A 25364-nucleotide genomic window follows, 5' to 3' on the forward strand; every position below is an offset into this window, starting at 1 on the left:
TATTAATAGGCCATCGGTCTGGTGGCACTTCCGTAATCCCATCTACTCCGTTTTGTAAAAGTTCCCAGAAGGCTTCAGGGGTAGATGCGCCTCCTGGAACACGGCAACCCATTCCAATTATGGCGATCGCCTCAGATTGCTTTTGATTTTTGAGTCGATCAACTTCAGCCTCTAAGTTACTAATCTTGTCTAATGCCATTTGCATCAGTTGGGCATACTCTTGTTCCTGATTACTAATCATTTAAATACCTCCTAATTTGCTCCTAATTTTTCTGCGAGTTTTTTAGCAATCCTATCTATTTGAAGATTTTGCTTAAAATTAAGGTTAACTATATTATCGCTGTCATTCTCTTTATTATCTTCTAAAATCAGTAAATCTTTAGCCAAATAATTTACTATATCTTTAATTTTAGGGTAGTCCAAAGCTATAGTTGATGGAAGCGATCGCTTCAAGCTACTTTGCAACTTATTCCTCAACTCCACAGAAGTCAAAGAGTCCATACCCAAATCAAAAAACCCTGTTTCCAAAGCAATTGATTCAGGATGACTAATTCCCAACACATTAGCCACCTGACGACGCACATGAGCCACCAACAACAAGCGACGCTCACTAGCTGGTGTAGCCTCCAACTTTAACAGAAAATCTGACTTCGATGGTTCTGCCACCTCCAATATAGTTTCCTGCCAATCCGCCAAAAATGGCCACTGTGCCACTCTCTCCTGCCACCCTGACCACTCAATAGGCACTACCCCTACTTCCACATCCGAACCACTCATCAATAGCTCTAGAGACTCTAACACCTGAGCCGGAGATATTGCACCCATCCCCTGCTTACTTAACCTCACATCTGCACCCCGTTCGGCTGCCTCTCCTACTTGAGAAACGGCTCCCCAATGAATGCTCAATCCTGGTAATCCCATCCCGCGACGATAATGGGCTAACCCATCAAGAAACCCATTAGCTGCAGAATGATTTCCCTGACCAGGCGAACCCAACAGAGATGCTGCCGAAGAAAACAGCACAAAAAAGTCCAATGGTTGATTTTGAGTCAATTGATGCAAATGCCAAGCACCTTGCACTTTCGGTGCCATCACCTGCTCAAAACTAGACCAACTCTGGTTTTGTAGCACTCCATCTGATAACATTCCTGCTGAATGAATCACTCCTGCTAATGGTCGGTTTGACTCCTCAATCCTCTTCGATACCTCTATCATCAATTCAAAATCAGACACGTCGCCTTTTTCCACTACCACTTCGGCTCCTGCCATTTCTAACTCACTTATTTTTTTGCTAGCCTGATCGTCCGGAGCGCGTCTGGTTAGTAATACTAAATGTTTGGCTCCCTTTGACACCATCCAACTAGCTACCAGTAAGCCCAAACCTCCCATACCTCCTGTTATCAGGTAGCTAGCGTCCGAACGGAAACTTAAAGGCTTTTGAGTCGTAGCATCAGCAAGTTGTGTTTGAGTGACCACAATCTTGCCTATATGTTTGCCTTGTTGCATATAACGAAAGGCACTGATAACTTCCTCTATGGGAAATACCTTCACTGGTGGTGGTTGTAGTAAACCGTTGCTCAACTTATCTTTCAACCCTTGCAACATGGAATTGATTAATTCTGGTTGCTCTTGAGATTGGCGTACCAAGTCCACCACAAAATAAGATACATCCGGTCTGAATGCTGCTACTCGGCTTGAATCCCATACTCCTCGCTTGGCGATTTCCACAAACCGACCACTCTGAGTTACCACTGACATACTCTTGCTAATAAATTCCCCAGAAGTCAGAGAGTTGAGTACAATATCCACTCCTTGACCTTGAGTTATTTCCATCACCTGGTCAGCAAATTCTAATGTCCGGGAATTCATAATATGTTTAACACCCATATTTCGTAATGCTTCCCATTTGGGCGGACTTGCTGTAGCCAAAACCTCAGCTCCTGCTCGCTGTGCGATTTGAACTGCTGCCATTCCCGTACCTCCTGCTGCTGCATGAATAAGGATGCGATCGCCAGCCTGAATCTTGGCCACATGATGCAAAGCATAATAAGCTGTTAAAAAATTAGCTGGAATAGATGCTGCTTCTTCAAAGCTCAGATTTTCTGGCTTGATAACTACATAGGTAGCATCAACAGTTACATACTGACTAAAGCTGCCGTGAGCCATAGCCATAACTAAATCTCCCACATGAAAATCTGTGACTTCTGCTCCTATAGCTACTACTTCACCCGCACAATCTACTCCCATTACAGCCTCTTCTGGATAAATATCCAAGGCTATGAGAACGTCACGAAAATTCAATCCTGTTGCCTTAACTCTAATTTCTACTTCCCCTGCTCCTGGCGAACGTCTGGTAACTGGCTCCAGGATTAAGTTATCTAAACTACCCTTCTGGGAACTTCCTAGTTTGAATGGTTGTGATGGTACTAACTGTTGTGCCACTGGTTGCCGATGACGACTAGCCACCAACCGAGCTACATAACGACCATCTCCACGCCACGCTACCTGGTCTTCGGAATCCTCAGACCAAATTTCATTAAATAGTGCATCAGCTTGACCCTCTCTGGTCTCCTCTGGGTCTAAATCTATACGAGTACAGTTTAATTCTGGGTGCTCTAAGCTAATCACTTTCCCCATTCCCCACACCGAAGATTGAGCTACTCCTGGTATCACCGGATGATTTGACGGCACCGCTTGAGCACCACTTGTCACTAACCATAATCGAGGGACCATTGATAACCCTGCTTTCACCAATGATTGTACTAAAGATAGAGTTGTGCCACACCCTAGCTTAGACAAACTTTCTAACTCCTCAGAATTAATAGCTTGACCTACCCCTGCTTCAGTAGTCCAACATTGTACTACTCCAGATAATGATGGTGATTTCCCTGCTACTGTCTCTATTACTTCCTCAAAATCTTCAAGGTTGTTGGGATTAATAGTAAATTCTTCTGGAGCTATCTGTTGATATTTTTCTCCAGCAAACACTAAATTACAAATCTCTCCCACTGAGTTCAGTTGCCTTGCTAACTGTTTACCTATTCCCTGAGAGTCTGCTAGTATCAACCAACTCTTAGAACCATCATTCGTTTGTTCTAACTTGGTTTGAGAGCTTTGAGCTACAATTACTGTTTGCCCTGATAAGGTTTCTGCCATTCCCTCTACTTCTGGCATCGTGACTACTTCCGTAAAACCCGTTTCTCTCAACACCTTTTCCCATTGGTCTCTACTCAGCAAAGGATAGTCCGAGCGTAATTCATAATCACTGAATTTCCACCATCCTTCTAACAGCCCAAATACTAAATCTAACCATCGTTGAGCAGTTGTTACTTCTAACAACACTAACATTCCCCCATCTGCTAATAATTCTCGCACATGGGATAATGTCTGCTTCATACTTGTGGTGGCATGGAGCACATTGGCGGCAATAATTACATCATATTGATGAGCCTCAAATCCTTGGGTTGTCGGGTCTACTTCTATGTCTAATGTTTGATAGCTAATGAATTGATAATCCTGAAATTTATCTTGGGCTTTTGCTGTAAATAATGCCCCTATATCAGTGAATATATATTCGGTTTGCTGGGGATTTAGATGAGGCAGGATGTAGCTTGTTGTACCTCCTGTTCCCGCTCCGATTTCCAACAACCGTATTCCTCGGCTTTTGGGTAATTTTTCTATGGCCTTGGTGATGGATTTTTCTACTATTGTGTTCATCACTTTAGCTACTGTTGACTCTTCATAAAGTTGAGTCGCTGTGGTCAAATCTCCTTGGGGGAACACTAACTGTACTGGATCTATTGCTCCTCGTAATACCCCACTTAGTTTCGTTGCACAACGTTCCAGTAGTGTCAATGTTGCTGTTTCTTCTGGATATTGATTCTGTAAACTCTGGCTTTTTTCAGTAGGCTTGACTTGAGCTAAGGTTTGTTCCACTTGCCACTGCTGCTGATTATACTTGAGTATTCCCGACTCTGTTAATATTTGTAGCAGACGCCTAAACAGTGGTCGATGGGTGGGAACTATGCCTAATTTTTTGGCTGCTGCATCAAATTCAAAGCTTTCTGTTGGTTTGTATGACCAACCCATCTCCTGCAATGCTTGCACTATATAATCTACGCTTAATTCTTCTAAGCTTGTGTCAATAGACCCGGTTTTTTCCTGATCTACTTGAGTTATTAATTCTGTCAGAGTTGGAGCTAATTTTTGGGCAATTTCTACAGGAGGTATCAGGAAATCTGGAGGTAGTAGTCTACCTAATCTACCTTGGCTTCTCCACTCTACTTCATACAACCAATTTTCTATTGATTCGGTTTCTGTTCCTAGTAGGGTCTGTTTAGTTGCTAGTTTTAGTTGTATACCTTTGAGATTGGCAATTATTTCTCCTGAAGGAGTTACTATGGTGACCAGAGTAGTCAAGCTTTCTGGACTTTCCACTTCTGGATTGGTTAATGATGCGTATGCCCATAGACTCAGCCCGGGATTCTTATATACTTTGAATTGTTCTATTCCTACTGGCAGATAAGTTTTGTCACTATCTGTTGCTGGGAGTGCATGAGATATTACTTGCAAGGCTGCATCTAATAGTGCTGGATGGAAATTATAGTCGCTTGTTTGTGTTATCAATTCTTCGGGGAGTTTGATATAAGCTAGTGCTTGGTTTGAACCCGACCACAATTCTTGAATGCCTTGGAAGCTATTTCCGTAGTCTATCCCTACTTGTTGACATTTTTGATAATGTTGTTTGACTTCTATTGCTTGATTACATTCACTCTTGTATTTTTCTAGGTCAATTTTTGTTTGAGGAGGAGGGGTTGATTCTTTTCTGATTTTTCCTGTGGTGTGGAGTTTCCACTCAAGTTGTTCTTGTTGAGAAAATATTTGAAACTTGTAGCTTTGGCTGTCTGTTGGGGTGAGTATGGTTTGGGCATTTGTCAATTCTCCTGCTGGTAGTATCCATCCTCTACTGATGGTTAGGTCTTCTATTACTATCTGGGGTGTTTGGAATTGGTAATTTCCTGCTGCTATTGCTATTTCTAGGTAGCCGGTTGTGGGAAATAGTGCTTGATTAAATACTCGGTGGTTGCTGAGATAGTTGGGGGAGTTTTCTCCTATTTCTGATGCAAATATTTGTTGTTCGCTTGCACAATTTAGCTTTTGACCTAATAGGGGATGGAGGTTTTGGTCTGTTGACAATTGCTGTTTATACCAGAAGTTGTTATTGGTTTCTATCCAATAACGTTCTCTCTGGAATGGATATGTTGGCAATGCTACTTTCTGATGCTCATAATCTTTGTCAAACCCTGACCAGTCTATTTTGGCTCCTTTTACATACAATTGTCCTAAACTAGATAGCATTTGTTGCCATTCATCCACTCCTGGACGTAATGAGGGCAACCATTCTCCTACGTCTTCTGTTACACATTGCCTTCCCATTCCTAACAATATTGGCTTAGGTCCTATTTCTAGGAAGGTTTCATATCCTTGCTCATAGAGAGTTTTCATACTCTGGGCAAATCTTACTGGTTGACGCACATGACCCACCCAATATTCAGCAGTGGTTATTTCCGCACCTACTTCTTCACCAGTGACGTTTGATATTAGTGGTATTTTGGGTTGATTATAGGTTACTTGTTTGGCTACTGCTTCAAATTCTGTTAACATTGGTTCCATCAATGGGGAATGGAAAGCATGGGACACCTGTAATTGTTTGGTCTTAATTTTTTCTGATTCTAAACTGCTGACAATTTCCCTGACTGCTGTTGCCTCACCAGAAATTACTACACTTTTTGGTCCATTTATTGCTGCGATCGCTACTTTTCCCCCATCAGCTGTTAGGAATTTTTTCACCTTTGCTTCTGATGCCATCACAGCTACCATTTCTCCTCCTGGAGGTAACTGTTGCATTAACCTTCCTCTGGCTGCGATTAGTTTCAGACCATCTTCTAGGCTAAATACTCCTGCTACTGTTGCTGCTACATATTCTCCTACGCTGTGACCCATGACTACAGTTGGTTTGATTCCCCAAGATTGCCATAACTTAGCCAAAGCATATTCAACAGCAAACAGAGCTGGTTGGGTATAACCTGTTTGGTCCAACAATAATGAAGAACTTGACTTTTGTTTTTGAGAGTAAATAACTTCTAATAGAGGTATTTCTAGATATTTTTTCAGAATTTCATTGCATTGGTCTATAATTTTCTTAAATGTGGGTTGAGTTTCATATAATTGTCGTCCCATATCTACATATTGAGACCCCTGACCAGTGAACAGAAAAGCAATCTTATTCTCTTGACTTTCTGCTTTTCCTATTACCACTCCGTTGCTCTCATTATCCTGAATAAAATCTGCTAATTTTTCCTGTAATTCATCCTTATACTTAGCTACTAAGGCCAGTCTTTCTGCAAAATCTGTACGTCCTGTATTGCCACTAAAGCAAATGTCTTGTATAGATACTTCAGTGTTGGAATTCAAATAAGTTTCATATTTTTTTGCCAGTTCCCTCACCGCTTTCTCTGTCTGGCCAGATAGTTTAAAAATATGTAGCGGACGTTTTAGAACATCTTCACTTTTGACTTTTGACTCTCTTGAGTGCGTCTTACATTCTGAGGAGACCTCAGAATTACGCACTCGCTTTTGACTTTTAATTTGTTCTGGAGGCTCTTCAAACACAACATGAGCATTAACACCTCCAAACCCAAATGAACTGACCCCTACCCGTCGGGGAATTATCTCTCCTGTTTCTGTCTGTAACTGTTGCCATTCTTCAGTTTCACTAACTATGTAAAATGGACTGTCTTTTAATTTTATCCGGGGGTTTAATTTCTTAAAATTGGCAATTTTTGGGTTTTTTTTGTGCTTTATTGCTAACAAAACTTTGATGACTCCAGCAATGCCAGCAGCAGCTTCTAAATGCCCAATATTTGTTTTGACTGCTCCCAAACCACAATAGGGTTTTTCTGTTAATGGTAGTTCATATTGTTGATGCAATTGTTTAAAGCTGCGTTTAAGACCATTTATTTCTATTGGATCTCCCAAGGGTGTTCCTGTGCCATGAGTTTCTATATAGGAAATTGTATTGGGGGCAACATTAGCTTTTGTATAGGCAGCTCGCAATACCTGAGCTTGAGCATAAACATTTGGAGAGGTTAATGTTCTTACTTTGCCTCCATGATTAATAGCACTTCCTTTGATTACACCGTAGATTCGATCTCCATCTGAGAGTGCTTTTGCTAAAGGTTTTAATAAGACTACTCCTGCTCCTTCTCCCCTTACATAACCATCTGCCTTACTGTCAAAGGTTTTACATTGTCCGTTTGGAGACAACATTCCTAGTTGACTAAAGGATATATAACTGGTAGGTGTACATAGTACACTTATTCCACCTACCAATGCTATCTCACATTCTTTTTCTTTGATGGAATTGACAGCTTGATGGAGTGCTACCAGAGAACTAGAGCAAGCTGTATCTATGGGAACACTGGGACCGTGAAAGTTGAAAAAGTAGGATATTCTATTGGGAATGATACAGGTATAACTTCCTGTAGCGGTATGCCCTTCAATGTTTTCATTTTGGTGTTGCAACTGATCGTAGTCGTAGTTACAAGCACCGATAAATACTCCTACTTGACTTCCAGATAGTTCTAATGGTGAATAACCCGCATCTTCTATACAAGACCAACTCAACTCCAGCATAATTCTCTGTTGAGGGTCCATTCTTGTTGCTTCTCTGGGGGAGATACCAAAGAATTGGGCATCAAACTGGTCTATACCTTCTATTAATCCTCCCCACTTACTTATCGTCTTATTTGGTTGATTAGGAATAGGAGAATAATGCTTTTCTACTTCCCACCTTTGGGGGGGGATTTCACTGATGCTATTTACTCCTGCTTCTAGATTTTCCCAGAACTGGTTATAGTCATCTGCTCCTGGAAATCTACAAGCCATGCCAATAATAGCTGTTAGGTGGTTCTCTTGTTGTTGCTTCATAAAAATAATATATATTCTTCTCCAAACTACAGGGTAAACGCATCTAATTCTGTATCAAATTTTACAGTTAAAAAATAAACAATAGTATCAAAAATCTAGACTTGCCCTGTTGTTGATTCTCAATAACAATAAGCGCAACTTACTCTCAATTATTGGCCGTGTTATCCTTGGTCGATTTGAGAGTTCTCTACATTTTGGTTTCGTAGGCAAATCCTGCTTTGATTTTTGTTTAAAGTCAGCGGAAAATTTGTTGAATTTGAACAAAAAAAACTGCTTTAGGATGGGATTTATTCGAATTTTACAAAAAATTGAGTTAATCATTTTTTTTGTTACCATTTATACCAAATAATATGCGTTTACCCTGCATAAAACCATTTTTAATTTGTCAGACACGCCAACGAGTTCCTAAAAATTAGTCATGAAGTCATTATTTCATATTTGGTGCTCAACTTAACCTGGGTTGTCTTCATCACATTATTGCTTATTTGTCAATCTAATTTTAGATGCGTTTGCCCTGATCATAATTGGGGGGCTAGGGGGGCGAAACCATACCCATAATCAGCAACGCCAAAATTACTAACACCCATTTTTATTGTCAGATAGATCATTATTACCTATTCCTATAATTTATTCTAGTTATTAGTCCATTCGTCACAAGTTAAGGTTGTGTATCATTTGTCAATGACTTATTTACAAAATGTTACTGGTTGTCAAAGTGCTTGCTAATTCAGGCTTTTGAGATTTTCCTGGTTTTGGCAATCGTGTTTCTTGGCAAGGCGATCGCCAGATACCCGCTCCCCAAAGACAAGTCATTCAATCATCTGCCCTCAAAGGGTGTAAATCGTCAATGCCAATCACAGCAATAAGTTGAAGGTAAGGTAAAGATTAATTAACAATACCTTGACAAAATATATTTTACCTTAACTGGTGACGAATGTTATTAGTCCAATTGTTGATGTTCAGTTATGCCAATAAGCAGGTGCACAAAATTAATTGCACATTTTACAAAACTCAAAGTCTTGCAATGTAAGGGTTACAGAGATCCAGAGTAGGTAATTAATTTTGTAATGGTGCTTATTTACTCCCTAAGCTTCTCATACCTTATACAGAAACCTTGAAGTATTTAATATAATTTAATATTCTGAAGGCATTGGTGACAAGTTAGAAGCGAAGCGCTTTTGTCAATACCTCCAAGTAAAGAAATTAAAATATATTATAATAATAATCCTTAGAAAGGGGGCAGGGTAAGCGCAAGAATCAATAAGCTGTGACTTATTGATAAAAGAACCGTGTCATTCTCAACAACTTAACTCTATTCCGAGTACAGTTCTACGAGATTATAGGGGTTTCAAACCACGATCAACCGATATCCAACCAATAAACCTGATCGGAAATAGTGCAGAAAACTCAAGGAATCGATTCTTGCCCTAAGGTTTGGGATTAGGAAACTAACAGGTGGTTAGTAACTTTTGTTTGACGGTGGGTTAGTCGGAAATTATGAAGCCCACAAGCTGTCTCCATCACATCATCAATGTAGTGGTCAACCCAATGCGCGAAATTTCTGGACCACAATCTGAGATCCCTCCCAGGAGGGGAAGGCAAGAGGGAAAAAATTCTGTGTACCTGATTAGGATAGAAAACGCTATAAAAGAGGTAAGCATTCGTTTAATCTGAGTTAAGTCACAGCGTCGAAGCCTGTGCCACGCTATTCCCTGTTCCCTATTCCCTGTTCCCTGTTCCCTGTTCCCTTCTCCTGATGCGTCATGGATAACTAAAGAAAGATGGGATGCTTTGACTCTACAGCAACAACAAAAGTTTGTGCCTTTGTGTCCTGATTTTGTCCTTGAGTTGCGCTCTCCTACTGATTCTCTCAAGAGATGTCTTGATGCAGTCGCTCATGGGGGAAACCACGGCAGTTGCTCATGGGGGGAACCCCCAAGACCGCACTGCCTCCCCAAGACCGCGCTGCATCGCTACAAGCAAAAATGCAGGAGTATCAGGAAAATGGAGCCCGTTTGGGTTGGTTAATTGATCGGGAAAATAGACGAATTGAGAGTTATCGTCAGGGGAAGCCAGTAGAAATTTTAGAATTTCCGACAAGTCTATCTGGAGAAGACGTTCTCCCTGGTTTTGTTTTGGATTTAAGGACTATTTGGTAATTGGATCTAGGAAAGGGAGTAGGGAGTAGGGAGTAGGGAGTAGGGAGTAGGCAAGAGGCAAGAGGCAAGAGGCAAGAGGCAAGAGGTAAAAAATTCGGCGTTACTGAATCTCCGAATGAATAAGAGTAGAGCGGGCATCCTGCCCGCCCGAAAATCTAAGGAACGGGCAAGATGCCCATTCCACCAACATGCCCATGCCACCAAGATGCCCATGCCACCAACATGCCCATGCCACAGCAACATGCCCATGCCACAGCAACATGCCCATGCCACCAACATGCCCGTTCCAGCCACTGAAACTATAATAAAACAAGTATAAATTTACAAAGTGACGTCATCGGTATGCCTACATTAGATATAACAGTTGAGCAAGTCATCATGTTAGTAAAGCAATTACCTTTAGAGGGAAAAAAAGCTGTATTTAAGGTACTCCAGAACGAATTAGAATTTCAAGAAAATCCCTGGTTAAAATTGGCTGGAAAATATCAAGACGATCCACAATTTGAGGAAATGTTAGCTTACATCGAAGCTGTTCGCGTAGCGTGGCCCAAAGGCCAGCGACAAGAATTGAATGATCAAGAGGAAGCTAAGTGAGTTTGTGGATTCTCGATACTGATCATTTGTCGCTTTTGCAGCGAGTACATCTGGGTATCCGTAAACAAATTACTGCAAGAAAACCCCAGGAAATAGCGATTACTATTATTTCGGCTGAAGAACAAATTAGAGGAATGCTGAGTATTATTAGACGTGCAAATTCCGCTAATGAACTTGTTTTAGCTTACCGACGCTTTAAGGAATTATTGGATGATATCGCCACCATAAATGTGCTTGATTTCACTCCCGAAGCTTCCCTCATTTATGAGGATTTAGTCCGCCCAAAAATCCGGATTGGAACCAGAGATTTAAGAATTGCAGCACTTGTTCTTGCGGTTAAGGGAACCGTAGTAACCCGTAATCAAAGAGATTTTAATAAAGTTCCCGGTTTGAAAGTGGAAGATTGGACCGTAGAAGGCTAATCAATGTCTGGGAAAAAAACAAAAAAAAAATAGCCGTAGAAATACTATCCACAGCTATTTCAATGACCTATGTCAGAAGTTTCCGAACCAATCCGGGGTGATCCGATAGGATTGGCCAAGGGGGGGAAACCCCCCCAGAAATTTAAGGTGTTATGGCAACAACAAATACTTGGTCATTATAGTAATGAATTCCCCTGGAACCTCGGTGGGCTGCAGAGGACTCCACTCGGAAATCTCCGCATAGCGCAGAGCATAAAGGGCGTACATCGTGTTCATTACTGCTTTACGAGACCCCTTTAAGATGTGCTTAACGGGTTGTTTCTTGGAGTTTGGAGTAAATTCTGACATAGGTCAAACATTCAATTTGTTTATATTGATTATTGTAATGATTATAATTTTGTTTGTCAAGGGTTTTTAAACGTTTTTTTGAGAATTTTAAAGTTAATTAAAAAAAGCAATAATCTAACGGTATTGTTATATTGTGAATAAAAAAATGTCCTAAACTAGACTTACATTGCTATCATAGTTTATCCATAATTTAGTGCATCAAACCATAACAATATTATTTGTAAATAAATGTAAAAAGTTTAAATTACTCCTTGCATTTTTTCCAGGAGTTATCTATACTATAGATATTGAGACTAAGACTAATAACCGCGCTGGTTCAAACCATTAACCTACGCCAGCGCGGTTTTCCTCCCACCTAAATAGGAGTTACTTCCATGATGGCAAAAATATCACAATTATCAATACAGCGGTTTGCAATTGCTGTTAGGTACAACGTCTGGGCTTTTAGGGAGCAGGGAGTAAGCAATAGGCAATAGGCATGCTAGCAATAGGCAATAGGGCTATAACGGTCAAGGGTTAACAATACACCAGACCAGGTAATCATTTCTAACACACCAGTACCCATTTATTCCTAACGAGTACTAATTTCTCACACACCAGTACTATTTTCTTGTAAACAAGTACTGGTGTGTAACAAACGGGTACCCATGTGTAACAAACGAGTACTAGTTTCTCATACACCAGTACTCGTTTCTTGTAAGTCACTACTGTTGTGTAACAAAGGGGTATCGGTTTCTTCCTAAGGAGTACTAGTTTCTCATTAACTAGTACTTGTTGCTAATAAACTAGTACTTTTTTGCTCTTAACCAGCTTGTAGGGTGGGCAAAAAGCCTTTGGTTCTTTTAACAACTCTATATAATATCATTTTGCCCACCCTACGCAACTACTCCCTGCTAAAACCAAGAAAGTCAGCAAAGCTTGTAGAGTGGGCAAAAACCCTTTGGTTCTTTTAACAATTCTAGATAATATCATTTTGCCCACCCTACGCACTTAAAATCGTCTAATGGTTCATCAAAATCATCAGGCAATGGTAGAACAAAGGTTCCTTTTAAGATACCTGAACGACGTTTCTTGACAGAATGCTGCTCTGGAGAAACATCTTGGGAGTAGTTTTCCATCAGATACTTGGCATAATCCAGCAGTTCTTGTTTCAGTGATTCTGGCATTGTCACAACTGTTTAAAAAATTTCTTGGTCAATAGTCATGGGTTTTAATAGTTTAGTTTATGTCTAATAAATTTGATTTAAATATATAAAAATTTATAGCAAATTTTGTTTAATCGTGGTAAGTTATCATTTATCAGAAAACGGCTGATAAATGATAAATGATAGCTGACATTGCCTCTTGCATTTCCCTAAGAGAGTATGTTCACAACTCAAATGTAAATTATCCCTGCTCCCTTTAACTTAAAGTAGTAGTATAATATTGAATAACTATTGTAGAGGAATTGATGGCAATGCCTGACAATACATCTGATGCCCAACTTGACTTTCTCATACAGGTACTACAAGTAACTGAAGAAAGTAAGGGTGATCAGCAGGTAGTTTATCCATTAATGAAAGCAAATATAGACAAACTTAATGATAAGTTAGCCGAAAAATTGCGGTTTTGGGCAACAATTGTGCTGGCAAAAGCAGAAGCAGATGAAGCGGAATACAGAGCAGCAGTTATTGTCCTGTTGAGCAATCGAATTCAGAAATTCCCCTTGGGTAACAAAGCCAGCAAGATTGAAATTGCCATCACTGGCTATGAAGTCGCGCTAACTATTTTCACCCGTGAAGCTTTTCCGGAAAAATGGGCATGGATTCAAAACAATCTCGGTAGTGCTTACCGTGACAGAATCACAGGTCACAAGGCACAAAACCTAGAACAGGCCATCGCTTGCTACCAATCGGCCTTAGCCGTTTACACCCGTGAAGCTTTTCCGGAAAAATGGGCATCGACTCAAAACAATCTCGGTAGTGCTTACCGTGACAGAATCACAGGTCACAAGGCACAAAACCTAGAAGTTGCCATCGCTTGCTACCAATCGGCCTTAGCCGTTTACACCCGTGAAGCTTTTCCGGAAAAATGGGCATCGACTCAAAACAATCTCGGTAGTGCTTACCGTGACAGAATCACAGGTCACAAGGCACAAAACCTAGAAGTTGCCATCGGTTGCTTCCAATTGGCTTTATCAGTTTACACCCGTGAAGCTTTTCCGGAAAAATGGGCATTGATTCAAAACAATCTCGGTAATGCTTACCGTGACAGAATCACAGGTCAGAAGGCACAAAACCTAGAAGTTGCCATCGGTTGCTTCCAATTGGCTTTAGAAGTACGCACCCGTGAAGCTTTTCCGGTTGATTGGGCAATGACTCAAAACAATCTCGGTAATGCTTACCTTAACAGAATCACAGGTAAGAAGGCACAAAACCTAGAAGTTGCCATCCCTTGCTTCCAATTGGCTTTATCAGTTTACACCCGTGAAGCTTTTCCGGTTGAATGGGCAACGACTCAACACAATCTCGGTAATGCTTACTCTGACAGAATCACAGGGGAGAAAGCACAAAACCTAGAAGTTGCCATCCCTTGCTTCCAATTGGCTTTATCAGTTTACACCCGTAAAGCATTTCCGGAAAAATGGGCATCGACTCAAAGCAATCTCGGTAATGCTTACTCTGACAGAATCACAGGGGAGAAAGCACAAAACCTAGAAGTTGCCATCGGTTGCTTCCAATTGGCTTTATCAGTTTACACCCGTAAAGCATTTCCGGAAAAATGGGCATCGACTCAACACAATCTCGGTAATGCTTACTCTGAGCGAATCACAGGTCAGAAAGCACAAAACCTAGAAGTTGCCATCGCTTGCTACCAATCGGCTTTATCAGTTTACACCCGTAAAGCTTTTCCGGTTGATTGGGCAATGACTCGAAACAATCTCGGTATTGCTTACTCTAACAGAATCAAAGGAAAGAAAGCACAAAACCTAGAAGATGCCATCCCTTGCTTCCAATTGGCCTTAGCAGTTCGCACCCGTGAAACTTTTCCCGAAAAATGGGCAATGACTCAACACAATCTCGGTCTTGCTTACTCTAACAGAATCATAGGTCAGAAAGCACAAAACCTAGAAGTTGCCGTCGCTTGCTACCAATCCGCCTTAGAAGTACGCACCCGTGAAGCTTTCCCCTATGAATGGGCACAGACTCAAAACAATCTCGGTAATGCTTACCTTAACAGAATCACAGGTCAGAAAGCACAAAACCTAGAAGATGCGATCGCTTGCTACCAATCCGCCTTAGAAGTACGCACCCGTGAAGCTTTCCCCTATGAATGGGCACAGACTCAAAACAATCTCGGTCTTGCTTACCAAGATGCTCAAAATTTCCCGGAAGCTTACAAGGCTTTTGATGCTGCCATTAAAACAGTAGAATCCCTGCGAGATGAAATTCTTTCTGGTTCTGGAGTAGAAGAATACAAGACAAAACTAGCGGAAGAATGGAATAAAGTATATCGAGGCATGGTAGCAACTTGCCTAGAATTAAATAATATCACCGAAGCCATTGAATATGTTGAAAGGAGCAAAACCCGCAATTTAGTTGAAGAGATTATCAGCCGTGAGATAAACACCATCTTTCCCCCAGAAGTTGTTACTAAACTAGAACAATACAGGGATGAAATAGCCATAGGTCAATATCAAATCCAGCATGGCAAAGCTGAAAACCCAACCGCCCTGGCACAACGTCTTCAACAGTTGCGACAGCAGCGCAATGATTTACAAGACCAATATTTACCTATCGGTTCTAGCTTTAACTTTGAGCAATTTCGGGAAACTATAGAGGAAAACACTGCCATTGTAGAATTTTACATTACATGGAATAAGCTGCTCACTTTCATCTTTACCGATCAAACTCAACAGCCAATAGTTTTGCAATCTGAGCCACAATACTTAGACAAATTGGTAAATTGGGTAAATGGATATCTGGGAAGCTACAACAACGAAAAATATGATTGGAAAAAGAACCTGAGTAACCGCCTACATTTGTTGGCTGAGATTCTACACATAGATGACATTATTCAGCAAATACCCCCAGAGTGCGATCGCTTAATTTTAATCCCCCATTTGTATTTACATTTGTTCCCCCTTCATGCCTTACCTATCAACAGTCAGCAGGGAGAAGCTACATCTCAAATTCTTATGGATCGGTTTCCAGCAGGGGTAAGTTACGCTCCTAGCTGTCAACTACTGCAACTTGCCAAAACCAGAAAACGCCCAAAAGATTTTACCCACCTGTTTGCCGTTCAAAACCCCACTGCTGATTTGGTTTACACTAAGATCGAAGTAGAAGTGATTAAAGGCTACTTCAATCCACCACCAGATACAGAGGTCCTTGTGGAAAACGCTGCCACCAAAGCCGCCATAGATAGCAAACCTCTCAACACTTACCACTGTTTACATTTTAGCTGTCACGGTTACTTTAACTACGATAAACCACGTAAATCGGCTCTGATCCTCGCAAATTCCCACGTTAGCCCTGCACCGGCTGAACTCAATCCAGAACAACATCTAGTTTTGGATAACGGTGAAGTAATTGACTTAGACAAATGCCTCACCTTAGATGCCATCTTTGCCCTGAAATCAGAACAGACATTAGAACAATGTCGCCTTGTCACCCTTTCTGCTTGTGAAACAGGATTAATCGACTTCCAGAATAGCAGCGATGAATACATTGGTTTACCCAGTGGTTTCCTAGTTGCCGGAAGTCCAGCAGTAGTTAGTAGCCTATGGAAGGTAGAGGAGGTTTCTACAGCGTTGTTGATGATTAAATTTTATCAGAATCTACTAAACCAAATGTCCTTAGCAGTTGCCCTGAATCAAGCGCAACTCTGGCTGCGGGATGCCACTGTAAAGGAATTGCGAACTTGGGCTGAACAGTTAACTAAACAGTTGAATTTGGCTAATAACTTTAAAGAAAAAATTAAGAAAGAACTCCGTTTCTTTAAGCGTGAAGAAACTCCCTTTTATTATCCTTTTTATTGGGCGGCTTACTGCGCCATTGGAAAATCAGATATTTAGTTAATTAAACCGAAAAAACTATGGAAATTTCAACAATTATCAAAGTTTTTACGCAAGCAATCAAAAATTACTCTGAAAAGTTTGAACTTAAAGACTTGCAAGACTTAGACCAACTTTTAGAAACTTTAGACACTCCAACAGAAGCTGAATTAGATCAGATACTAACTAATTGGTTACAAATCCATACAGAAGTCAGAGATACTCTACGCCGATTTGCTGAGACTAATAAGGAATTAAATAATTCGCCCAAGCTTCCGTCTAATTCCGAAGCAAGTATTCTTCAAAATCTATTTGAACTGCGACAAACCAACCAAGAAGTTATTAAAGCTAAAACTAAGCAACAACAGCCAGACAATAGTAAGCAATAAAAATGTCAAACAATGACTCATAAAATCTACGCACCTAATATTCATCTCTTTGCCTTCCATCTTAGAAATAAATCTAGTAGTGATTCCCAAGCAGACACCGACTATGACAGCGAACTACTTTGGCACAAGTGCCATGATATTTTTGCTAAATTCCAAATTCAAGAGAAGCTAGACCTTAGAGACGTTGCCGAAGGTTCTCGCATTGCTTTACTAAAAGGAGCCACAACGGATAATATTCTCTTACCGTTGGAGGGGAAATTACCTGTCAATAATGGCAAAGGAATAAGGATTACTGGTCAAGCTTGTCCACTCCAGATCTATGATAGTTATGCTCTGGGTTTGAATATTCGGATTCCTGAACGTGAGAATAATCAGAAAACCGAAGACGTAGACCTGACTGTATTCAAGGATTTTAATCCAAACCAGTGCTTTCTTCCCAGTAAAATTAACAGTTCCCTAGGACAAATTCTGTTACTAACTGCTTGGCTACCCCAGAAGGAACAGCAAGATTCCCATTTATGGAAAGAGATAGCTGATCAGTGTGTGCAGAATTTTCTGGGGGAAAAGGATAAGGATAACTGTCCACCGCTGTATCAAGAAGGTCAATTATTTGATAGTCCGATTTTTGAATATGGCATTCCCGATAAATCTCAAGACTATGGCCAAATTTTTGTTTGGCTATTTTTAGGAGAAGAGGTCAATGGCAACTATGGTGCCCGAGCGGAGGAACATTTTTGCTTGTTTTATCAAAATTTTATTGATTTATTTTTTTATCGCCAGAAAGTCATTCGAGCTTATCAAATCAGCCGGGAGGTTTATAGTGATGCTTACCAAGGATATCAAGAGATTAAACAAATCATCAATGAAACGACAGGTCACAGGCTGGAAGCCTGTGCCACGACTCAAAGTCAAGATAAAACGACAGGTCACAGGCTGGAAGCCTGTGCCACGACTCAAAGTCAAGATAATCAGAGGTCATTATCTGAAGCGGAACTGTTGGACTTTAAGAAGAAGCTGAGAATACTGCCGAAGCTAGACTTGAACTATTCAGACTGGCTGAGACAGTTAGAAAGCTATAGCTTGACCATGAAGATTAATGCTCACAATTATTCGGAAAAGCTTCAACAACTTCAAGAAAAATTACCAAAGGATGAAGATTTAAGCTTTTTATCAGTATTTGAGCATAAAATCAGCCCTACTTATCAAGAGCAAATTAAAATAAACTTAAGCTATTTTGGACATAGCTCCGCACTGTTAGACAAAGCGATTTCCTCAATCAGAGGTATTGTGGAAATTGAACAGGCAGAACGCGATCGCGCTTTGGAAAAAGCCCTCAGAGATAAGGAGGAGGCTGATCGAGCCCGAGACAAAGAAGCTGAGAAACAGGAGAAAAGACTACAACTTTGGATCACCTTCGTCGGTACTGGCCTAGCCGTCAGTAGTATTTCTTCCCAAAGCGATGCTAAACAACCTCTAGAAGTGATCCTGACCAAACTAGACCGGAAGGGATCCTTAGATTGTCCTAAACCTGAAGCTGGACTCCAGCCTTGCTTGAGTTACAGTTTCTGGTTTGTGGTATTTCATATTTTGCTTGGTGTTGGCGTTGGTGCGATCGCTGTTTTCGCTGCTTTTATTGTGAATCTAATTATCCATTGCTGGTCAATATTATCTGCAAAGGGAGTAGGGAGCAGGGAGCAGGGAGTAGGGAGTAGGGAGTAGGGAATCGGGAGTCGGGAGTCGGGAACTTCCAATCAAAAATTCTGACAATTAATTTAGTGTTAATGTCGCAACAGTTTAGGGAATTCTTTGACTGTAGTCCCTTTGATGAATTGATGGAGCACGGTAAGCATTCAGCCATCAGCTATCAGCGGTCAGCTAAAGGCCTTTGGCCACGCTGCGCGAACAGCTGTTGGCAAAAACACTCAGAACAATAGAAGGCTAATATCATGTTATGACAATTGCCCTTAATAAAAATCTCCCCCATCTCCCTATCGGGTGCATCTCAATGCATGCTGTTTGAACCTGTGGTGCGTTACGGGACGGACTGTCCCAATACTGGCTACTGATAAAATCAGAGGCTTTCCGTCCCTAACGCACCCTACCCAACTTTTTTACTTTTGCCTCTTGCCTCTTGCCTCTTGCCTCTTGCCTTTTGCCTTTTGCCTCTTGCCTCTTGCCCGCCCCCCTTAGTAAGGGGGGTTAGGGGGGATTCCTCTTCCCTGCTCCCTGCTCCCTGCTCCCTGCTCCCTATCTCCCCTTAGTTACAGATTGACAATCAAACGATGCACCCGCCAGCCTCCCTCCTCAAGGGTTACCAAATCACTGCCCAACTCTACGAAAGTGCCAATTCTCTTGTGTATCGTGGTTACCGCGATAGTGATCAGCAGCCGGTTATCCTTAAATTTCTTAAACAGGACTATCCTAGCCCAGAAGAACTAACCAGATATCAACAAGAATATCACATTACTCGCTCTCTTAATCTAGAAGGAGTTATTCAAGTCTATGACTTGCAGCACTATCAGAATACTCGGGTAATTATTTTAGAGGATTTTGGGGGAGAGTCATTAAGCCTTTTACTAACTAAACAAACCCTTAGCATCAAAGAGTTTATCACTATTGCTATCAAGATTACTGAAATTTTAGGACAAATTCATGCTGCTAATGTGATTCACAAAGATATTAACCCCAGTAATATTGTTTTTAACCCAGACACGGGAGAGCTGAAAATAATTGACTTTGGGATTTCTACGGTGCTATCGCGGGAAAATCCAACTCTAAAAAATCCCAATGTCATAGAAGGAACCTTAGCCTATATCTCACCAGAACAGACCGGGAGAATGAACCGCTCCCTGGATTACCGTACAGATTTTTATTCCCTTGGTGTCACCTTCTATGAACTGTTAACAAAACAGCTACCGTTTCCCACTACTGACCTCATGGAGTTGGTACATTCTCATCTGGCTAAATCCCCTGTGGCACCCCATCTCTTGATCAGCTCACAGAGGGAGGGAGGGGGAGAAGGTTGTCCAAAAGCGGTATCAGATATTGTGCTTAAACTGATGGCAAAAAATGCCGAAGACCGCTATCAGTCGGCTCATGGGCTCAAGACAGATTTGGAACACTGTCTTGAACAATTACAAACCACAGGGGAAATCAAAAGGTTTCAACTCGGTCACCACGACATTTGCGAACGATTCACTATTCCTGAAACCTTGTATGGTCGAGACCAGGAAATTGCTACCTTGCTAGCAGCATTTGACCAGATAGCTGCCCTCTCTAGGAAAGACGGGGCTGAACTACTGCTGGTGGCTGGTTATTCTGGTGTCGGCAAGTCAGCCTTGGTTAACGAAGTCTACAAACCCATTACTGCCAAGGGTGGTAATTTCATTGCTGGTAAGTATGACCAGTATCAGCACAACATTCCCTATGATGCGATCGCAAAAGCTTTCCATGACTTGTGCAATCAACTGCTGACCGCAAGCGAAACGACTCTCAATCAATGGCGGCAGAAGATTCTAGCTGCTGTGGGCAACAACGGGCAAGTCTTAATCGATGTGATTCCTGATTTAGAGAGGATTATCGGTAAACAGCCCACCGTAGCACCAGTGGATGCGATCGCAGCCCAAAACCGTTTCAATCTAGTCTTCAAGAACGTCATCAAAGCCATTTGTCAGTCAGATCATCCACTGGTCTTGTTCATTGATAATTGCCAATGGGCTGATAGTGCTTCATTAATGCTGCTAAAGACAATCATCACCGATAGCGAGCTTCAGCATTTACTAGTTGTCGGAACCTACCGAGACCATGAAGTAGATGAAGCCCATCCCTTGATAACTGCTGTCGAAGAAATCAAACAGGAGGGGGGAATTGTTTCACAGATTCATCTCGATAATCTCAAGCCAGTCGATGTGAATCAGTTAATTGCTGATGCCTTAGACTGTTCCCCTCAAGATAGCCAACCCTTAACAAATTTAGTTTACTCCAAAACTCATGGTAATCCTTTTTTTACCACAGAGTTTCTCAAATCAATATATACAAAAAACTTATTACTATTTAACCATACCCAGTGCCAATGGCAATGGGATAGTGAGCTGATTCAAGCCAAAGACATTACCGATAATGTGGTAGACTTTATGGCAGGTAAAATCAGCACTCTATCGGAAACGACTCAAAAGATATTGCAGCTAGCCGCTTGTATTGGTAATAGCTTTGATGTATTACTATTATCCCTTATTTATCAACAGTCTCCCCAGCAAATTATCTATGGTTTATTTCCCGCTATACAACAGGGGTTAATTGTTTGCTTAAATCAAGGGTATCAGCTGATTAACCTCGATGATGATACCGACTGCAGTCTAGTTAGGTTTAGATTTCAGCACGATCGGGTTCAACAAGCAGCCTATACCCTGATTGAACCATCACAAAAAACAGCTTTTCACTTACTAATCGGTCGCCTGTTATTAAAAACCAAGACATCCGAAGCCTTATCAGAGTCTATCTTTGAGATTATCGATCATCTCAATCTTGCCAGTGACCAGGTTACCTCTCCAGAAGAATTCCATGAAATTGCCAGGCTTAATCTCATCGCCAGTCAAAAAGCCAAAATTGCTGCTGCTTATGAACTAGCAACTAATTACGCCAATGCAGGCATTAATCATCTATCAGATCTATCAGGAGATAGCTGGCAAACCGATTATGAATTGACATTAGCCTTACATAACGAAGCCATTGAGGCAGCCTACCTTAACGGTGATTTGAAAGCAATGGCGAGATTAGCTAAGGTAGTGCTACAGCAAGCTAGACTCCTGCTGGACAAGGTGAAAGCTTACCAAGTCCAAATTCAAGCCTCCATCGGACAAAACCAGTTACTGGACGCCCTCAATACCGCTCTAACTATTCTCAAACTCCTAGGGGTAAGCCTTCCAGAAACCCCAACCAACACCGATATCGAGCTTGGACTGGCCGAAACCATCGAGAATTTGCCAGCTATGGGCATTCAAGACTTAATTAACATGCCAGAAATGACCGATCCCTACAAGCTGGCAACCATGGGAATCTTATCCAGCGTGCTGAATGCAGCTTATATGGCAATTCCTGACTTATTACCCCTGATTGTGTTTGCACAAGTCAATTTATCCATCAACCATGGCAATTCCTCTTTTTCGGCCTTTGCTTATGCAAATTATGGCTTAATTCTCTGCGGGATAGTGGGAGATATCGATAGCGGTTATGAATTTGGTAAACTTGCTTTCAGTCTTATAGAAAATGTTAATAATAGAGCTAATACTAAAGCCAGGACATTCGAGATAGTTTGCTTATCTATCAAGCATTGGAAAGAGCATATCAGGGAAACCTTAAACCCTTTGCTTGAAGCCTATCAAAGTGGGCTGGAAACTGGCGATTTAGAATATGCTTCATTTGCCGCTTTAGATTATTGTTCCCATTCCTATGTCCTTGGCAAGGAACTAAAAGGACTTGAACAAGAGATAGCCACCTATAGCCAAGCCATCCATCAGCTCAACCAAACAACTGTCTTTCACTTAAACGAAATCTTTCATCAAGCGGTTTTGAATTTGCTCGGAAATGCCGAAAATCCGTGTTATCTAATCGGTAAAGCCTATAACGAAGCGCAAATGTTACCAATCCATCAGCAAGCCAACGATATCAGTACCATGGCCTTATTATATGGTAATAAACTGATTCTTTGTTTTCTATTTTGTGATTTGTTTGAAGCTAGGGAAATTGCTGGTAAACTAGAACTATATTTAGAAGGAATTCCCGGACAAGTATTCGTCCCCCTGTTCCATTTTTACGATTCTTTGCTAAGGCTGGCGCTATATCCTAGTTCAAAAACTATGGAAAAAGAAGAATGTTTAGCTCGTGTTGCTACAAATCAAGAAAAGATGAAAAACTGGGCTGACTATGCTCCCATGAATTATCTGCACAAATTTCATCTAGTAGAAGCAGAGCGCCATCGGATTCTAGGTCAAAACGTGGAAGCGATGGATTTATACAATTGCGCCATTGCTGACGCAAAGGAAAACGGATATCTTAACGAAGAAGCCCTTGCCAACGAACTCGCCGCCAAATTTTATCTGGAATGGGGCAAAGACAAAATTGCCCAACTCTACATGATGGAGGCATACCATAGCTACACTCACTGGGGAGCATTAGCAAAAGTCCAAGACTTAGAACAACGTTATCCCCAGTTACTAACCCAAACCGCCAGTAAGGTTCGATTCTCTGCTACTAACACCACCACCTCATCCACCACTGCCACAACCCTATCCGATTCCCTAGACCTAATCAGCATCCTCAAAGCCTCTCAAGCCCTAGCCCAAGAGATTAAACTTGATACCTTACTAGCCAACATGATGGCAATTGTGATCGAAAATGCCGGAGCCGAAACGGCGTATCTATTGCTTCAACACAATCAGCAATGGGCGATCGCAGCAGAAGGGATACTTGATACCAATAAAGATAGCAATAAAGTAAACATTTTACAATTCGCTCCCTTAGATAATTTCCCAGAAACCTCCCTACCAAAGTCCATTATCAACTACGTTATCCGAACCCAAACCAGTGTTGTTTGTCACCGTGCTACTAAACATCAGACCTTCTCTACAGATCCCTATATCCAGATTCATCAACCCCAATCGATTTTGTGTACTCCCATTATTAACCAAGGCCAACTAATTGGTTTGCTCTATCTGGAAAATAATGCCATCATCGGAGCCTTTACACCAGACCGATTAGAAGTCTTAAATCTGCTCACCTCCCAAGCAGCAATTTCCATCGAAAATGCCCTGTTGTATCGCCAATTAGAAGACTATTCCCACACCCTAGAACAAAAAGTAGAAGAACGCACCGCCCAACTAGCTGAGTCTAATCAACAACTGAAAACTGCTAAACAAAAAGCCGATGAGGCTAACCAAGCTAAAAGCGAATTCCTCTCCAACATGAGCCATGAATTGCGTACTCCTCTCAATGGCATCCTCGGCTATGCTCAAATCCTCAAGCGAGACCGGGACTTAGGCACCAAGCAAATCGATGGCTTAACAATTATTGAGCAAAGCGGCAACCATTTGTTGACTCTGATCAACGATATTTTAGACCTATCTAAAATTGAAGCTCGTAAAATGGAACTCTACCCCAGGGATTTACACCTACAAAGTTTCCTCGGAAGTGTGGTAGGGATTATCCGCATGCGAGCCTTGGAAAAAGATATTTTGTTCGAATATAACCCTGAGGATAACTTACCTCATGGCATTAAAGCTGACGAGAAACGACTGCGACAGGTACTGCTAAATTTATTAGGTAATGCTGTTAAATTTACTGACACTGGTGAAGTAACTTTAAAGGTTAATGTGATTAGTCTCGACCAACCACAAAAGACAACACTTAGTTTTCAAGTAATTGATACCGGTGTTGGTATGACCCCCGAACAGTTACAGAAAATTTTCCAACCCTTTGAACAAGTGGGAGATACCCAAAGGCGTGCTACTGGCACTGGTTTAGGGCTAACGATCACCAAGCAGTTGGTAGAGCTAATGGGAGGAAAGCTACAAGTGACAAGCGAATTTGGTTATGGTTCTACCTTCTGGTTTGATGTTACCTTCCCAGTAGTAGAAACATACCAACCACAGCAGCAACAGAAGCTGGGGCAAATTGTTGGTTATATTGGCTCTCGGCGCAAGGTATTAATCGCGGAAGATAAAGCAGCAAATCGGGCTGTGTTGCAGAACATGCTGGAGCCGTTGGGCTTTGAAGTAGTGATGGCAGAAAATGGCCAGCAGGAAATCGAACTAGCTCAACAGCTGCAACCTGACCTGATATTGACCGACTTAATCATGCCGGTCAAAACTGGCTTTGAAGCGATCGCAGAACTGAGAAACTTACCTCAAATGCAGGATATCCCCATTATTGTGGTGTCCGCTAACGTCTTAGACACCGACCTTGAAAAAAGTAAGCTTGTCGGCTGTCAAGGCTTTTTGTCCAAACCCGTGGATGAGCAACAGTTGCTGGAATTGTTGGGAGAGTATTTACAACTGGAGTGGATTTATGAAGAAGTATCGCAACAAACCATAGCACTAGCTAGTTCAGAGCAACCATTAGTGATTCCGCCACCAGAGGAAATGGAAGTGCTCTATGAATTAGCCATGCTCGGCAGTATGAAAAAGATTCGCCAACGAGCCACCTATCTTGAAGAACTGGATACAAAATATATACCCATAGCTTCGAAACTCAAAGATTTAGCCGAAGGATTCCAGGAGCAAAAGATTTTAGCTTTAGTGGAAAAGTATCTAGAACAGGACTTACGCAACTGGCACAACTAATGGTGGGGCTAGAGCACGGCGAGAGTCTAATAACTAAACTATAGACATAGTAATGTCGGGACGTTTTAGTTGGTTAATTAAGTAATTGGAAA

Annotated in this window: 13 protein-coding genes and 1 pseudogene; 8 read left to right on the top strand and 6 right to left on the bottom strand. The window is 41.4% G+C overall.

Translation table 11 applies throughout. The annotated features are described in order from the left end of the window. Both F6J90_RS27195 and F6J90_RS27200 read right to left on the bottom strand, forming a co-directional pair. A partial coding sequence (locus F6J90_RS27195) for a beta-ketoacyl synthase N-terminal-like domain-containing protein (protein ID WP_293100836.1) occupies positions 1 to 241 on the bottom strand: 241 nt, incomplete at its 3' end. Positions 242 to 252: 11 nt separating this feature from the next. Next, a complete protein-coding gene (locus F6J90_RS27200; protein WP_293100839.1) occupies positions 253 to 7989 on the bottom strand; it encodes a type I polyketide synthase in 7737 nt (2578 codons plus the stop codon). A gap of 1749 nt (positions 7990 to 9738) precedes the next feature. On the opposite strand from F6J90_RS27200, the pseudogene F6J90_RS27205 reads away from it, so the two are divergent. Next, positions 9739 to 10148 (top strand): annotated as a pseudogene (locus F6J90_RS27205) (Uma2 family endonuclease); the annotation flags it as partial. A gap of 6 nt (positions 10149 to 10154) precedes the next feature. Here the strand turns inward: F6J90_RS27205 and F6J90_RS27210 are convergent. After that, positions 10155 to 10421, bottom strand: a complete 267-nt coding sequence (locus tag F6J90_RS27210) for a hypothetical protein (protein ID WP_293100842.1) — start codon at positions 10419 to 10421, stop codon at positions 10155 to 10157. Positions 10422 to 10490: 69 nt separating this feature from the next. Here F6J90_RS27210 and F6J90_RS27215 point away from each other — a divergent pair, with 69 nt between their 5' ends. Beyond that, on the top strand, positions 10491 to 10742 hold the full coding sequence (locus tag F6J90_RS27215) for a hypothetical protein (protein WP_293100845.1): 252 nt from the start codon (positions 10491 to 10493) through the stop codon (positions 10740 to 10742). After that, entirely contained in the window at positions 10739 to 11164 is a 426-nt protein-coding gene (locus tag F6J90_RS27220; protein ID WP_293100847.1) for a type II toxin-antitoxin system VapC family toxin, read from the top strand. The genes F6J90_RS27215 and F6J90_RS27220 overlap by 4 nt, the downstream gene beginning before the upstream one ends. A 150-nt stretch (positions 11165 to 11314) precedes the next feature. Here the strand turns inward: F6J90_RS27220 and F6J90_RS27225 are convergent, their stop codons facing one another. Then, the gene (locus F6J90_RS27225; RefSeq protein WP_293100850.1) at positions 11315 to 11512 is read right to left on the bottom strand and encodes a hypothetical protein; all 198 of its coding nucleotides are present in this window, start codon (positions 11510 to 11512) and stop codon (positions 11315 to 11317) included. Between the two features lie 968 nt (positions 11513 to 12480). Further along, positions 12481 to 12678 (bottom strand): DUF2281 domain-containing protein, encoded by a 198-nt coding sequence (locus tag F6J90_RS27230; protein ID WP_293100853.1) that lies wholly within the window; start codon positions 12676 to 12678, stop codon positions 12481 to 12483. Between the two features lie 290 nt (positions 12679 to 12968). Between F6J90_RS27230 and F6J90_RS27235 the strand changes: the two genes are divergently transcribed. The 3 genes from F6J90_RS27235 to F6J90_RS27245 are packed head-to-tail and all read left to right on the top strand — an operon-like array spanning position 12969 to position 18655. Next, entirely contained in the window at positions 12969 to 16568 is a 3600-nt protein-coding gene (locus F6J90_RS27235) for a CHAT domain-containing tetratricopeptide repeat protein (RefSeq protein WP_293100856.1), read from the top strand. Positions 16569 to 16588: 20 nt separating this feature from the next. Next, a complete protein-coding gene (locus F6J90_RS27240) occupies positions 16589 to 16936 on the top strand; it encodes a hypothetical protein (RefSeq protein ID WP_293100859.1) in 348 nt (115 codons plus the stop codon). Between the two features lie 12 nt (positions 16937 to 16948). Then, positions 16949 to 18655 carry a hypothetical protein gene (locus F6J90_RS27245; RefSeq protein ID WP_293100861.1) on the top strand — a complete coding sequence of 569 codons (1707 nt, stop codon included), beginning with the start codon at positions 16949 to 16951 and terminating at the stop codon, positions 18653 to 18655. Here the strand turns inward: F6J90_RS27245 and F6J90_RS27250 are convergent. Further along, the gene (locus F6J90_RS27250; protein WP_293100864.1) at positions 18582 to 18794 is read right to left on the bottom strand and encodes a hypothetical protein; all 213 of its coding nucleotides are present in this window, start codon (positions 18792 to 18794) and stop codon (positions 18582 to 18584) included. The two genes, F6J90_RS27245 and F6J90_RS27250, sit on opposite strands and share 74 nt — an antisense overlap. Positions 18795 to 19053: 259 nt before the next feature. Here F6J90_RS27250 and F6J90_RS27255 point away from each other — a divergent pair, with 259 nt between their 5' ends. Further along, positions 19054 to 19197 carry a hypothetical protein gene (locus F6J90_RS27255; protein WP_293100867.1) on the top strand — a complete coding sequence of 48 codons (144 nt, stop codon included), beginning with the start codon at positions 19054 to 19056 and terminating at the stop codon, positions 19195 to 19197. A gap of 21 nt (positions 19198 to 19218) precedes the next feature. Then, positions 19219 to 25272, top strand: a complete 6054-nt coding sequence (locus tag F6J90_RS27260) for a hybrid sensor histidine kinase/response regulator (protein WP_293100870.1) — start codon at positions 19219 to 19221, stop codon at positions 25270 to 25272. The last annotated feature ends 92 nt before the right edge of the window (positions 25273 to 25364 follow it).

Origin of the sequence: Moorena sp. SIOASIH (assembly GCF_010671925.1) — a bacterium.
GTDB lineage: Bacteria > Cyanobacteriota > Cyanobacteriia > Cyanobacteriales > Coleofasciculaceae > Moorena.